Source organism: Mycobacterium sp. 050134 (genome assembly GCF_036409085.1).
Lineage (GTDB): Bacteria > Actinomycetota > Actinomycetes > Mycobacteriales > Mycobacteriaceae > Mycobacterium.
On the sequence record NZ_JAZGLV010000010.1, the window covers coordinates 1 to 12,721 of the forward strand.

Annotated in this window: 11 protein-coding genes and 1 pseudogene; 2 read left to right on the forward strand and 10 right to left on the reverse strand. The window is 68.3% G+C overall.

All coding sequences use genetic code 11. From position 1 onward, the window contains the following. Both SKC42_RS13445 and SKC42_RS13450 read left to right on the forward strand, forming a co-directional pair. The coding region (locus tag SKC42_RS13445) for an HNH endonuclease signature motif containing protein (protein WP_330964801.1) at window positions 1-351 on the forward strand (351 nt) is incomplete at its 5' end. A gap of 126 nt (window positions 352-477) precedes the next feature. Then, entirely contained in the window at window positions 478-1,623 is a 1,146-nt protein-coding gene (locus tag SKC42_RS13450) for a Rieske 2Fe-2S domain-containing protein (RefSeq protein WP_330964802.1), read from the forward strand. Between the two features lie 16 nt (window positions 1,624-1,639). On the opposite strand, the gene SKC42_RS13455 is transcribed toward SKC42_RS13450, so the two are convergent. The 10 genes and pseudogenes from SKC42_RS13455 to ribH form a co-directional block, all read right to left on the reverse strand. Further along, the gene (locus SKC42_RS13455) at window positions 1,640-2,890 is read right to left on the reverse strand and encodes a cytochrome P450 (protein ID WP_330964803.1); all 1,251 of its coding nucleotides are present in this window, start codon (window positions 2,888-2,890) and stop codon (window positions 1,640-1,642) included. Between the two features lie 35 nt (window positions 2,891-2,925). After that, window positions 2,926-4,110 carry a 3-hydroxy-9,10-secoandrosta-1,3,5(10)-triene-9,17-dione monooxygenase oxygenase subunit gene (gene hsaA / locus SKC42_RS13460; RefSeq protein ID WP_330964804.1) on the reverse strand — a complete coding sequence of 395 codons (1,185 nt, stop codon included), beginning with the start codon at window positions 4,108-4,110 and terminating at the stop codon, window positions 2,926-2,928. Between the two features lie 183 nt (window positions 4,111-4,293). After that, a complete protein-coding gene (locus tag SKC42_RS13465) occupies window positions 4,294-5,682 on the reverse strand; it encodes a WS/DGAT/MGAT family O-acyltransferase (protein WP_330964805.1) in 1,389 nt (462 codons plus the stop codon). Between the two features lie 135 nt (window positions 5,683-5,817). Continuing rightward, window positions 5,818-6,795: a DNA-binding protein WhiA gene (gene whiA, locus SKC42_RS13470; RefSeq protein WP_330964806.1), complete on the reverse strand. Its 978-nt coding sequence runs from the start codon at window positions 6,793-6,795 to the stop codon at window positions 5,818-5,820. Further along, window positions 6,792-7,815: pseudogene (gene yvcK / locus SKC42_RS13475) on the reverse strand (uridine diphosphate-N-acetylglucosamine-binding protein YvcK). The gene whiA and the pseudogene yvcK overlap by 4 nt, the downstream one beginning before the upstream one ends. Before the next feature lie 10 nt (window positions 7,816-7,825). Further along, window positions 7,826-8,737: an RNase adapter RapZ gene (gene rapZ / locus SKC42_RS13480; protein WP_330964807.1), complete on the reverse strand. Its 912-nt coding sequence runs from the start codon at window positions 8,735-8,737 to the stop codon at window positions 7,826-7,828. Then, window positions 8,734-10,701, reverse strand: coding sequence for an excinuclease ABC subunit UvrC (gene uvrC / locus SKC42_RS13485; RefSeq protein WP_330964808.1), 1,968 nt, complete (start codon window positions 10,699-10,701; stop codon window positions 8,734-8,736). Before uvrC ends, rapZ begins: the two co-directional genes overlap by 4 nt. A gap of 386 nt (window positions 10,702-11,087) precedes the next feature. Continuing rightward, on the reverse strand, window positions 11,088-11,753 hold the full coding sequence (locus tag SKC42_RS13490; protein WP_330964809.1) for a hypothetical protein: 666 nt from the start codon (window positions 11,751-11,753) through the stop codon (window positions 11,088-11,090). Between the two features lie 18 nt (window positions 11,754-11,771). Beyond that, window positions 11,772-12,233 (reverse strand): PH domain-containing protein, encoded by a 462-nt coding sequence (locus tag SKC42_RS13495; RefSeq protein ID WP_330964810.1) that lies wholly within the window; start codon window positions 12,231-12,233, stop codon window positions 11,772-11,774. Beyond that, complete coding sequence (gene ribH / locus SKC42_RS13500) at window positions 12,233-12,715, reverse strand: 6,7-dimethyl-8-ribityllumazine synthase (RefSeq protein ID WP_330964811.1); 483 nt, start codon at window positions 12,713-12,715, stop codon at window positions 12,233-12,235. The genes SKC42_RS13495 and ribH overlap by 1 nt, the downstream gene beginning before the upstream one ends. Window positions 12,716-12,721 lie beyond the last annotated feature (6 nt).

Here is a 12,721-nt window from a genome sequence, read left to right on the forward strand (position 1 = left end):
CTGGCGCTGCACCACACCAAACGGTTCGCTTCCCCCGCGCAGCGAATCATGCTCTACGCCAAGGACCGTGGCTGCACCAAACCGGGCTGCGACGCCCCCGCCTACCACAGCCAGGTCCACCACATCAAAGGCTGGACCACCACCCGGCGCACCGACATCGACGACCTCACCCTGGCCTGCGGCCCCGACAACAGACTCGCCGAACAAGGCTGGACCACCCGCACCAACGCCCGCGGCGAAACCGAATGGCTCCCCCCACCCCACCTCGACCACGGCCAACCCAAAACCAACCACTACCACCACCCCGAACGACTCCTCCGGCATAGCGAAGACGACGACGACCCCGTCTGAGACAGCGCGCGCCATCTAGGGCCCTAAGTCACAAAAGTAGGGGCTTTAGCCTGCATATACGCCGGGCCTTCAGAGGCAAAACTATAACGCGTTCTAGTTCGGGCGGTGAGCGACTGGAGGCGCGAAGTGAGCATCGATACCGTTGGAATCGGCGTCCGCGAGATCGACGTCGGAACGTTGCCGACTCGGTATGCCCGCGGCTGGCACTGTCTCGGCGTCGTCGCGGACTTTCTCGACGGCCAGCCGCACCCCGTCAACATCTTCGGCACCAAGCTCGTCGTCTTCGCCGACACCGAAGGCGACCTGCACGTCCTCGACGCGTACTGCCGGCACATGGGCGGGGACTTGTCCCAGGGCATGGTCAAGGGCGATACCGTCGCCTGCCCGTTTCACGACTGGCGGTGGAACGGCTCCGGCAGGTGCACCCAGGTCCCGTATGCCAAGCGCACACCCCGAATGGCGCGCACGCGCTCATGGCCCGTCGAGGTCCACAACGGCCTCCTCTTCGTCTGGCACGACCACGAGAGCAACGCCCCGTCACCGGAATTGCAGATCCCCGACATCCCCGAGGCCGCCAGCGACGCATGGACCGACTGGCGCTGGCGCCGTCAGCTGATCGAGGGGTCAAACTGCCGCGAGATCGTCGACAACATCGTCGACATGGCGCACTTCTTCTATGTCCACTACGGATTCCCGACGTACTTCAAGAACGTCTTCGAGGGCCACATCGCATCGCAGTACCTGCGCACCGTCGGCCGCCCCGACGTGCTGCTCGGCGGTTCGCATTACACCGGTGAACAGACCCTCGATTCCGAGGCCTCCTACTTCGGCCCGTCGTTCATGATCAACTGGCTGCACAACAGTTACGGCGGCTACAAAGTCGAATCGATCCTTGTCAACTGCCACTACCCCGTCACGCAGGATTCGTTCATGCTGCAGTGGGGCGTCATCGTGAAAAAGCCCGAGGGCATGGACGAGGCCGCCAGCGAGAAACTGTCCAAAGCGTTCACCGAGGGCGTCAGCATGGGCTTCTTGCAGGACGTCGAGATCTGGAAGAACAAGACCAGAATCGAAAACCCGCTGCTGGTCGAGGAGGACGGCCCGGTCTACCAGTTGCGTCGCTGGTATCAGCAGTTCTACGTGGACGCGGCCGATGTCACGGCGCAGATGACCGACCGCTTCGAATACGAGGTCGACACCACCACCGCGAACACGCACTGGCAAACCGAGGTGCAAGAGAACCTCCGCCCCAAGGTGGAACAGCCCCAATAAGACTCGTCGCGTCCGCTCAGTGCGCGACTGGACAATTTCCGGTGTAGTCGACCTGCCAGTGCTTGATGCCGTTGAGCCACCCCGACCGGATTCGCTCCGGCTTCGAGACGGGCGTCAAGTCGGGCATGTGGTCGGCGATGGCGTTGAACATGAGGTTAATCGTCAGCTTGGCGAGATTGGCGCCGATGCAGTAGTGCTCGCCCGTACCGCCGAATCCGACGTGCGGGTTGGGGTTACGCAAGATGTCGAACGTGAACGGATCGGCGAAGACGTCCTCGTCGAAGTTGGCCGAACGGTAGAACATCAACACCCGCTGGCCCTCCTTGATCGGCACCCCCGACAGTTCCGTGTCCTGATTTGCGGTGCGCTGGAACGCGGTAACCGGCGTGGCCCACCGGACGATCTCGTCCGCAGCGGTCTCCGGGCGCTCCCTCTTGTACAGCTCCCACTGGTCGGGGAAGTCGGCGAACGCCATCATGCCCTGGGTGATCGAATTGCGGGTGGTCTCGTTACCGGCGACCGCCAGCATCATCACGAAAAAGCCGAACTCGTCGTCGGAGAGCTTCTCGCCGTCGATATCCGTCTGAAGCAGCGTGGAAACGATGTCGTCGCCGGGGTTTTCGGTCTTGAGCTCGGCCATCTTCATCGCGTAGGCCAGCACCTCCACCGATGACGCCTTGGGATCGATATGCGCGTACTCCGGGTCCTCGGCGCCGGTCATCTCGTTGGACCACCGGAACAGCTTGCCGCGGTCCTCCTGCGGCACACCGAGCAGCCCGGCGATGGCCTGCAGCGGCAATTCGCACGCCACCTGCTCGACGAAGTCGCCCGAGGCCTGGGCGGCCGCGTCCTTGGCGATGGCCTGCGCGCGCTGGTTGAGCTCGTGACGTAGCCGGCCGATCGCGCGCGGCGTGAACCCGCGCGAGATGATCCTGCGCAGCCGGGTGTGGTGCGGGGGGTCCATGTTGAGCAGAACGAACCGCTGCAGGTCGATGTCTTCGCGCTTCATGTCGTCGGCGAAGCGCGGGATGGCACCGTTGAGCCAGCTGGAGAAGACGTCGTTGCGCAGCGACACCTCCTTGACGTCCCGGTGTTTCGTCACCACCCAGAAGCCGCCGTCGTTGAAGCCGCCCTTGCCGATGGGCTGGTCGCACCACCAGATGGGCGCGTTGCGGCGCAGCTCGGCGAGCTCGTCCACGGGCAGGCGCTCGGCGTAGATGTCGGGATCGGTCGGGTCGAAACCGGAGGGAAGGTGAGGGCAGGTCATCGGTGGCTCCTCTGTGGGGTCGAACCGGCGTGGAATTAGACCATCGTGTCGGCGGGCGGCAGCCCGAATTCGTGGTTACCGAAGATCAGATAGGCCCGCTCCGGGTCGTTGGCGGCGTGCACGCGGCCGGCGTGCGCATCGCGCCAGAACCGTTGAATCGGAGCGTCGTTGGCCAGGGCGGTGGCGCCCGAGGCGTCGAACAACCGGTCGATCGAGGCGACCGCGCGAGCGGTGGCGCGCACCTGGTCACGACGGGCCCGGGCCCGCAGCTCGAACGGGACCTCCTGCCCCGCCAACAGATACGCGTACTCGTCGCCGACATTGCCCATCAGCTGGCGCCACGCGGCGTCGATGTCGCTGGCCGCCTCGGCGATACGCACCTTGGCGAACGGGTCTTCCCTGGACTTCTCGCCGGCGAATGCGGCGCGCACCCGCTTGCCCTGATGCTCGACGTGGGATTCATAGGCGCCATAGGCCATGCCGACGATGGGGGCGGTGATCGTGGTGGGATGCATTGTTCCCCAAGGCATTTTGTAAACCGGGGCGGTGTTGGTCGCCAGCCCGCCCGCCGTGTGCTCGTTCATCGCCCGGTAGGACAGAAACCGGTGCCGGGGCACGAACACGTCCTGGACCACCAGCGTGTTGCTGCCGGTGCCCTTCAGGCCCACGACATGCCAGACGTCGTCGATGCGGTAATCGCTTATGGGGATCAGGAAGCTGCCGAAGTCGACCGGCTGGCCGTCCTTGAGCACCGGGCCACCGACGAAGGTCCACGTGGCGTGGTCACAGCCCGACGACCAGTTCCACGAGCCGTTGAGCAGATAACCACCGTCGACCACCCGACCGGCTCCCATCGGGGCGTACGACGAGGAGATCCGCACGCCCGTGTCCTGGCCCCACACGTCCTGCTGGGCTTGCTGGTCGAATTGCGCCGCGTGCCAGTTGTGCACGCCGAGGATCGACGCCACCCAACCGGTCGACCCGCAGGCGCTGGCCAGTCGCCGGACCGCCTCGAAGAACACCGTCGGATCGCATTGCAGCCCGCCCCACTGCGCCGGCTGCAACAACCGGAAGAAGCCGATCTCTTGAAGCTCGCTCACGGTGGCATCCGGCAACCGGCGCAGATCCTCGGTCTCGTGTGCCCGTTGGCGCAATTTGGGCAAGAGGTCGTCGATCGCCGCCAAGACGGGCTGGGCGTTGATTTCTCGGACGGACGTCACTGCCTACCTCCCGGCGTGCGCACTGAGCACAGACTAGAGAACGTTGCAACCTTGGTCGTGCATTCGATCATCCCTGCTGCACAGGACCAAAAACTACAAACTGTAACTTGTTCTAGTTTGGGGCCGGCAGCCGTCGAGACTAGGGCACAAGGTCCCAACTTTGTCCGGTCTACGTTCTCCGGTCTACCCGGACGCCGCCTTCTCCAGCTCCATCAGCGCCGGCTCGATGCCGTCGGCCATGTCGTCGATGTCGTTGGCCACCTCGGGGGTGGTGACGAACCCGAAGTCCAGGGAGTCCTGATAGGAGAAGCAGGTGATGTTCAGGGCGACGTCCATCACCGGCGGGCCGAGCGGCACCAGCGACTCCAGCTTGGCGCCGGCCATGTACAGCGGGAACGACGGGCCGGGCACGTTGGACACCACCAGGTTGATGGGGGCCAGGTTTCGCGACAGACCGCTGGCCGTGTAGGCCCGGGCCGCCAGCTGCAGTAGCCCGGGGGGCGTCGTCTCCGTGAGCCCCATGATCTGGTGTGCCGACAGCGCCTTGGCCATCTCCTTCGCGCTCTTCGTGCTGTCGCCGATGGCGCGGAGCCGCTCGGCCGGGTCATCGATGTGGGTCGCCAGGGTCACCGTCATGGAGCTGACGTTGTTGCCGACGTCGCTCTGGCTGTCGTCGGTCCGGGTGGAGACCGGGATCTGCGCGATGAGCGGCTTGCTCGGCAATTCGCCTCGCTTGTCCAGGTATTCGCGCGCGGCACCGGCCACTAGGGCGAGCACGACGTCGTTGAGCTTGACCCCGAAGTGGTCCTTGACCGCCTTCACTCGCGCCAGCTCCACGCGGCAACCGGAGACGCGGCGGTGCGGCGACACCCGCGCGTTGAATCGGGTGACCGGCGCCTCGAAGTACCCCGGCGGCCTGCTGCGGATGCCGAACGTGGCGATCTGTTGGCGCAGCGTCTGCTCGACGAGCCGCACGATGCGGAACGGCGTCTTGACGCCGACGTTGATGAGCGCCCCGATCGCCCGCCGCTCCAGGCCCGGAAGTTGGAAGCCGGCGAGCGATCCGACCGCTTCCCCGTTCGAGGGCGGGCGGGGTTGGGGGTCGACGTCCAACAGGATTTCGGCGAGCCCGGCGCCCGAGACGCCGTCGACGATCGCGTGATGCATCTTCGTCAGCGAGGCGATCCGGCCGCCCTCGACCCCCTCGATGACCCACATCTCCCACAGCGGCCGGGACCGGTCCAGCTTGTAGGACATCAGCCGCCCGACGAGCTCCTCGAGCTCGCGCCGCCCGCCCGGCGCGGGCACCCCGATGCGACGGATGTGGAAGTCGATGTCGAGCTCTTCGTCCTCGACGAACCAGGGCCGGTCCAACCCCAGCGGCGCCCCGGTGACCCGCCACCGCAGCTGCGGCAGCTCGGGCAGCCGTTCCTCGATGAGTTCCCGGACGCGCTGAAAGCTGTAATCCGGCGCGTCGCTCGGATCGCAGATCGCCAGGGCGCCCACATGCATGTGCCAGCCCGCGGTCTCGGCCGACCAGAACGCCGCATCAACACTCGACAGCCGCTTCATTCCCCGACCGTAGCCCCCGATCAGGCGCTAGCCAACAGCGTCGTCAGGCGTCTGCCAAATTGCCCGACTCCTCAGCTCGCCGTCCCCCTCGCCGCTTCGCGGCTGGGCGATACCCCACCGCGGCGTGCATCGTCGTCAGGCGTCCTCCAACAGGTCTGGCGTCACCGCCGACTCGGTGTCCGGGATGCCATCGACCTTGGCCTTTCGGTCCGCCATCGACAACAGGCGCCGAATACGGCCGGCCACAGCGTCTTTCGTCATCGGCGGGTCGGCAAGCCGGCCCAGCTCCTCCAGCGACGCCTGCCGGTGCTCGACGCGCAGCTTGCCCGCCGTCGCCAGATGGTCCGGCACGGTGTCGCCGAGGATCTCCAGCGCACGCTCCACCCGGGCGGCCGCGGCGACCGCGGCGCGCGCCGAGCGGCGCAGGTTCGCATCGTCGAAGTTGGCGAGCCGGTTGGCCGTCGCGCGGACCTCACGCCGCATCCGGCGCTCCTCCCAGACCAACCGGGTGTCCTGGGCGCCCATCCGGGTCAGCAGGGCGCCAATCGCCTCGCCGTCGCGCACCACCACGCGGTCGGCGCCGCGCACCTCCCTCGCCTTCGCGCTCACCCCCAGGCGGCGCGCCGCGCCCACCAACGCCAGCGCCGCCTCGGGTCCCGGGCAGCTGACCTCCAGCGCCGACGACCGCCCCGGCTCGGTCAGCGAGCCGTGCGCCAAAAAGGCGCCGCGCCAGGCGGCCTCGGCATCGGCGACGCTGCCGCCGACGACCTGGGCCGGCAGGCCCCGCACCGGGCGGCCCCGGTTGTCTAGCAGGCCGGTCTGGCGCGCCAGCGCCTCCCCGTCGTTGGCCACCCGCAGCACGTACCGGGTCGTCTTGCGAATCCCGCTGGCCGACAACACGTGCACGACGGCGTTGTACCCGTAGAGCTCGAAGATGTCCTTGCGCAGGCGCCGCGCGATGTTGCCCAGGTCGACCTCCGCCTCGACGACCACCCGGCCCCCGACGATGTGCAGCCCGCCGGCGAACCGGAGCAGGGACGTGACCTCCGCCCGGCGCGCGCTGACTGACGTCACCACCAGGCGGCTCAGTTCGTCCTTGACCTCGGTCGTCATCGCCACGCGTTGTCACCCCTTACTTTCGCCGTCGAGCCGAATCTCGGCAGTGGCCGTGACCGGTGGCGCCGCCGCGCCGTGATGGGCCGCCAGGACCCCGTCCAGGGCCGCCGCGAGCTTGCCCGGATCATGTAAAGGTGTACCAGGTCGGGCCACGTCGGCGAAGTGAACTTGGGCTTGCAGCAGTGTCGCGGTGCGACGCAGTTGCTCGCGCTCCCGTTCGCCCGTCACCCGTTCGGCGTCGATGATGATGTCATGCACGGTGAAGCCCGGGGCGTGCTGGGCCAGGACGTGCAGGTGGCGCTCCACCGAGAAGCCGGCCGTCTCCCCCGGCTCGGCCACCAAGTTGAGCACCAGCGCGCGCCGGGCGGTGGTGGCGCGCAGCGCCGCGGCGAGCCCCGGCACCATGACGTGCGGGATCACACTGGTGAACCACGACCCCGGCCCGAGCACCACCAGGTCGGCGGCCATGATGGCATCAACGGCCTGCCGGGTCGCCGGCGGGTTGGGCGGGAGCAGGCGCACCCGGCGCACCTTGCCCGGCGTCGTCGCGACGGCCACCTGACCGCGGATCAGCCGGAACATCCGCGGGTCGGCCTCCAGGCCCGACACGTCGGCCTCGATCTGCAGTGCGACCGGACACATCGGCAGCACCCGGCCCTTCACGCCGAGGATGCGCCCGAGTTCGTCGAGCGCGGCGACCGGGTCGGCCAGCACCTCCGACAGGCCTGCGAGCAGCAGGTTGCCGATCGGGTGACCGGCCAGCGCGCCGTCGCCGCCAAACCGGTGCTGCAGGATGGTCGCCCACAGCCGCCCATGAGGACTGTCGGATGCCAACGCCGCCAACGCCATTCGCAGATCCCCCGGCGGAACCACGTCCAGCTCGCTGCGCAGCCGGCCCGACGAGCCGCCGTCGTCGGCGACGGTGACGACGGCGGTGACGTGGGGCGTCAGCCGGCGCGCCGCGGACAGCGTCGCGTACAGGCCGTGCCCGCCACCGAGCGCGACGATGCCCGTCATTCGCGGCCCGTCATTCGCGGCCCAGGTCCCGGTGCAGCACCCGCACCCCCAACCCCGCATTGCCCTGCAGCAGCCGCATCAGGGCCTCGGCGATGGCGACGCTGCGATGCTTGCCCCCCGTGCAGCCGATGGCGACCGTCATGTAGCGCTTGCCCTCCCGACGGTAGCCGTCGACGACCAGAGATAGCAGTCGATGGTAGGCGTCCAGAAACTCCGCCGCGCCGGGCTGGCTCAGCACGTACTCGCGCACCGCGGGGTGCTGACCGGTGAGAGGCCGCAACTCGTCCACCCAGTGCGGGTTGGGCAGGAATCGCACGTCCATCACCATGTCGGCATCCATCGGCAGGCCGTATTTGAAGCCGAAAGACTCCACCGTGACGCTGGTGCTCGCACCGGCTTCGCCGCCGAACGCGCGCTCGATGCTCTCCCGCAGCCCGCGCACCGACAACGTCGAGGTGTCGATGATCAGGTCGGCGGTCGCCCGCACGGGGGCCAGCATCCGGCGCTCAGCGGCGATGCCCTCGGCCAGCGTCTGGCCGCCCTGCAGCGGGTGGCTGCGCCGGTTCTGCTCGTAGCGGCGCACCAGCATGTCGTCGGAGGCCTCCATGAACACCACACGCGGCGTGATGTTGCGGGTGGCGAGTTCGGTGCGCACCGAGTCCAGGTCGCCGGTGAAGCCGCGGGAACGCACGTCCATCACCACCGCCAGCTTGGTGATCCGCGATCCCGCGGCCAGGCCGAAGTCGACCATGCGGGTGATGAGCTGGGGCGGGAGGTTGTCCGCCACGTACCAGCCCAGGTCCTCGAGCACCTTGGCCGCGGTGCCGCGCCCAGCCCCCGACAACCCCGTCACCAGCACCACGTCGATGTCGGCCGCGGTGTCGGCCGGACGGTCCTCGGCCACGTCACCCTGACCCGTCATCCCGCATCTCCGGTGACCGCGGGTTCCTCGGGTCGCAGCGCCTCGAGGACGGCCGTGGCGGTGGCCACGCCGATCCCGGGAACGGCGGTGATTTGCTCGACGGTGGCCTCCTTGAGGCGGGCTATCGATCCGAAATGCGTTACCAGCGCCTTGCGGCGATGTTCTCCCAATCCTGGCACCGAATCCAGCGCCGATGCGGTCATTCGCTTGGATCGCTTGCTGCGATGGTAGGCGATGGCGAACCGGTGCGCCTCGTCGCGCACCCGCTGCAGCAAATACAGGCCCTCGCTGTTGCGCGGCATGATGATCGGGTCCGGCTCGGACGGCACCCACACCTCTTCCAGCCGCTTGGCCAGGCCGATGACCGCGACGTCGGAGATGCCCAGCTCCTCGAGCACCGCGCTGGCCGCGTTGACCTGCGGCGCGCCGCCGTCGACGACGTACAGGTTGGGCGGGTAGGCGAACCGGCGGGACTTCCCTTCCGGTGAAAGCACTTTGGGGTCGTTCTGATCGCTGAGGTGACGCTGGAAGCGCCGGCGGGTCACCTCGGCGATGGAGGCGAAATCGTCCGAACGTCCCTGCCCGGCGGCCTCCCGGATACCGAAGTGCCGATAGTCAGACTTGCGCGGCAGCCCGTCCTCGAACACCACCAGCGAACCCACCACGTCGGTGCCCTGCACGTGGCTGATGTCGACGCATTCGATGCGCAGCGGAGCCTCGGCCAGACCCAGGGCGTCCTGGATGTTCTGCAGCGCAGCCGATCTGGCGTTGAAGTCGCCGGCGCGCTTCAGCTTGTGTTGCTGCAGCGCCTCTTTCGCATTGCGCTGCACGGTTTCGGCCAGCGCGCGCTTGTCGCCGCGCCGCGGCACCCGCAGCGCCACCCGCGATCCGCGCAGGCCCGACAACCAGTCGGTGAGCTCACCGGAGTTCGAGGGCAGGCACGGCACCAGCACCTCCCGCGGCACCGGGTTGGTGGATTCGTCGGCCGCGCCGCCGTCTGCCGCGCCGCCCAATTCGGCCTGCTCGCCGTAGAACTGGGTCAGGAACTGCTCGACCAACCGCTCCTCCCCGGACTCCCCCGGGTCCCCCGACTTCTCGACGATCCAGCCTCGCTGGCCGCGCACCCGGCCGCCGCGGACGTGAAACACCTGCACCGCCGCCTCCAGGTCGTCGTCGGCGAAGGCGACCACGTCGGCGTCGGTACCGTCACCGAGCACCACCGCCTGCTTTTCCATCGCCCGCTTCAGGGCCCCGAGGTCGTCGCGCAGCCGGGCGGCGCGTTCGAAGTCGAGACGCTCGGCGGCGGCGTTCATCTGCTGTTCCAGGTCGCGGGCGAACCTGTCGGTCTTGCCGGAGAGGAAGTCGCAGAAGTCCTCCACGATCTGCCGGTGCTGTTCGGCGCTGACCCGGCCCACGCACGGCGCCGAGCACTTGTCGATGTAGCCGAGCAGGCACGGGCGGTCGATCTGATTGTGGCGCTTGAACACTCCGTTCGAGCAGGTACGCGCCGGAAAGACCCGGGTGAGCAGGTCCAGCGTCTCGCGGATGGCCCACGCATGCGAGTACGGACCGAAGTAGCGCACGCCTTTGCGCCGCGGGCCCCGATAGACCATCAGCCGGGGAAACTCTTCATTGAGGGTGACCGCCAGCACCGGATACGACTTGTCGTCGCGGTACCGGACGTTGAAGCGCGGATCGAATTCCTTGATCCAGTTGTACTCGAGCTGCAACGCCTCGACTTCGGTGTTTACCACCGTCCACTCGACCTTGGCCGCGGTGGTCACCATTTGCCGGGTCCGCGGGTGCAGGCTCGCGATGTCGGCGAAGTACGACGTCAGCCGGCTGCGCAGGCTCTTGGCCTTGCCGACGTAGATGACGCGCCCATGCGGATCCCGGAACCGGTAGACACCCGGCTCGACCGGGATGGACCCGGGCGCAGGGCGATACGTGGCGGGATCTGGCACCTACCCAGGCTAGTAGCTGCCGACGGACGGCCAACCGGCGCAGGACCGGTACCGGTTCACCGGCCCGTTCCGCGCTGCGCTTTACCTCCAGCACTGATTCAATTGCGTCAGGTTTGAGGTCGGACCGAACGTCTGTGCAGAGAAATGGGATGAACATGAAGGCGAGAGTGTTGGTGGCCACCTTTGGGGTCGCGGCGGCAACCTTGACCGCTGGGGTGATGTGGACCGCGCCGTCGGCCCCGGCCGGCACCCCCTATTGCGATTCACTTCCGCCCCGGGACGCCCGTGAGTGCAACTGCGGATTCGACTTCGCGCCCGGCAGCCAGGAACTCCATGACTGCCTCTACGGAAATGCGGTTGCGCCCCAAAAGCCCTGACGACAGGTGTCAGGCGGTTCGCGCCGCCAGCTGCGAGCGCCGCTTGACCGCCCAATCCGCCATCGGGAAGCCGGGTTGAGCGTCACAGGCCGACAGCAACAGGGCGACCCGCGGGACTACGGCCAGACCGTAGTCGCAGGTCCAGTCCGGGCGGGTCATGGTCCACGTCAGGACGCCGTCCCCGGTGCTGAAGAAACTGAGCCGGAACGGCGGCGACGGCCCGGTCGGGGACACCCCGGACGCGTCGCCCTGACACTTCGATACGGCGCCGAATCCGTCCCACACCACGTCGTGCTCGTTCAGGTCCCTGTCGTACAGGTCGACCGCCTCGGCGTACAGCGCCGAAGTGCCGAACCGATACGACGACTCGGCGTGGTCCGCCGCACCGGACGGGACCAGCGGCGAATTCACGAACAGCAGCGCCGCCGCGCATTCGGGTGGGCGCGCGGAGGTGAAGTAGCTGTCGCCCACCTCGGCCGACGTGGCCGCGCCGAGCGGGGTGGTGTCCCCGTCGTGGAGCAATAGGTCCTGCGCCGAAACCCGGCCCGTGGGATGACCCGGCGCGCGGACCGCCTGGCCCGGCACCGACGTCGTACACGCCGCCACCACGAGCGCGACGGCCGCGGCGACCATGGCGGCCACCACGGAGCCGGCCGCCCCCACCACGCGTGCCATCGGGCGATGGTACAGCGCTCAGCGCGCGTACAGGTCCGGCCGGTAACGCGCCATCTGCGACCGCACCGCGTCCATGGCGTCCACCGCGCGGTCCTTGTCGACCGCCTGGATCGCCATGACCGGGATGTACTCGTCGTCGGGCAGGTCGATCCGCGCCCACCGGCTACCGGCCGGGAACGACACCCCGACGATCTCCGACCACCCAACCAGCCGATACCCGAGCAGGTTTCGCACCGACAGCCCCGCGGACCCGACCCGCAGCCGGGGCCGGGCGAACAGCAACACGATGCCGGCGATCACCAGGCCCAGCAGCGCGATGGCCACCTGGTCGGCGGTCTGGAAGACCACGCCGCTGGAACGGACCTTGAGCAGGACGCCCACCACGATGTGCGCCGCGGCGATCACAAAGGCCGCGGCGTAGACGAATGGCGGCATGCGGTGCGGACGCACCTCGACGTCCCAGCGGTTGTTGTCCGGCATCACGACCGGCCGCGCAGGTCGCGCAGGGTGAGGGCGGCGGTCAGAGCCGCCCCGGCCGCCTGAGCCCCCTTGTCCTCGACTGACGACGGGAGACCGGCCCGTTCCCGCGCCTGTTCCTCAGTATTGGTGGTCAACACACCGTTGGCGACCGGTGTCGACTCGTCCAGCGCGACCCGGGTCAGCCCCTGAGTCACCGCGTCGCAGACATACTCGAAATGTGGTGTGGCGCCGCGTATCACGACGCCCAGGGCGATGACCGCATCGTGGCTGCGGGCGAGTTCCTGCGCCACCACCGGGAGCTCGATGGCCCCCAGCACCCGGACCACCGTCGGGTCGTCGATCCCCGATTCGGCGGCCGCCTTGCGCGCGCCCTCGAGCAGCGCCTCGCAGATCTCCGCATGCCAGGTGCTGACGACGATCCCGAGCCGCAGGCCCGACGCGTCAAGCGCCGGCACCTCCGGCACTCCGGCGGCTGGGCTCATCGGCGC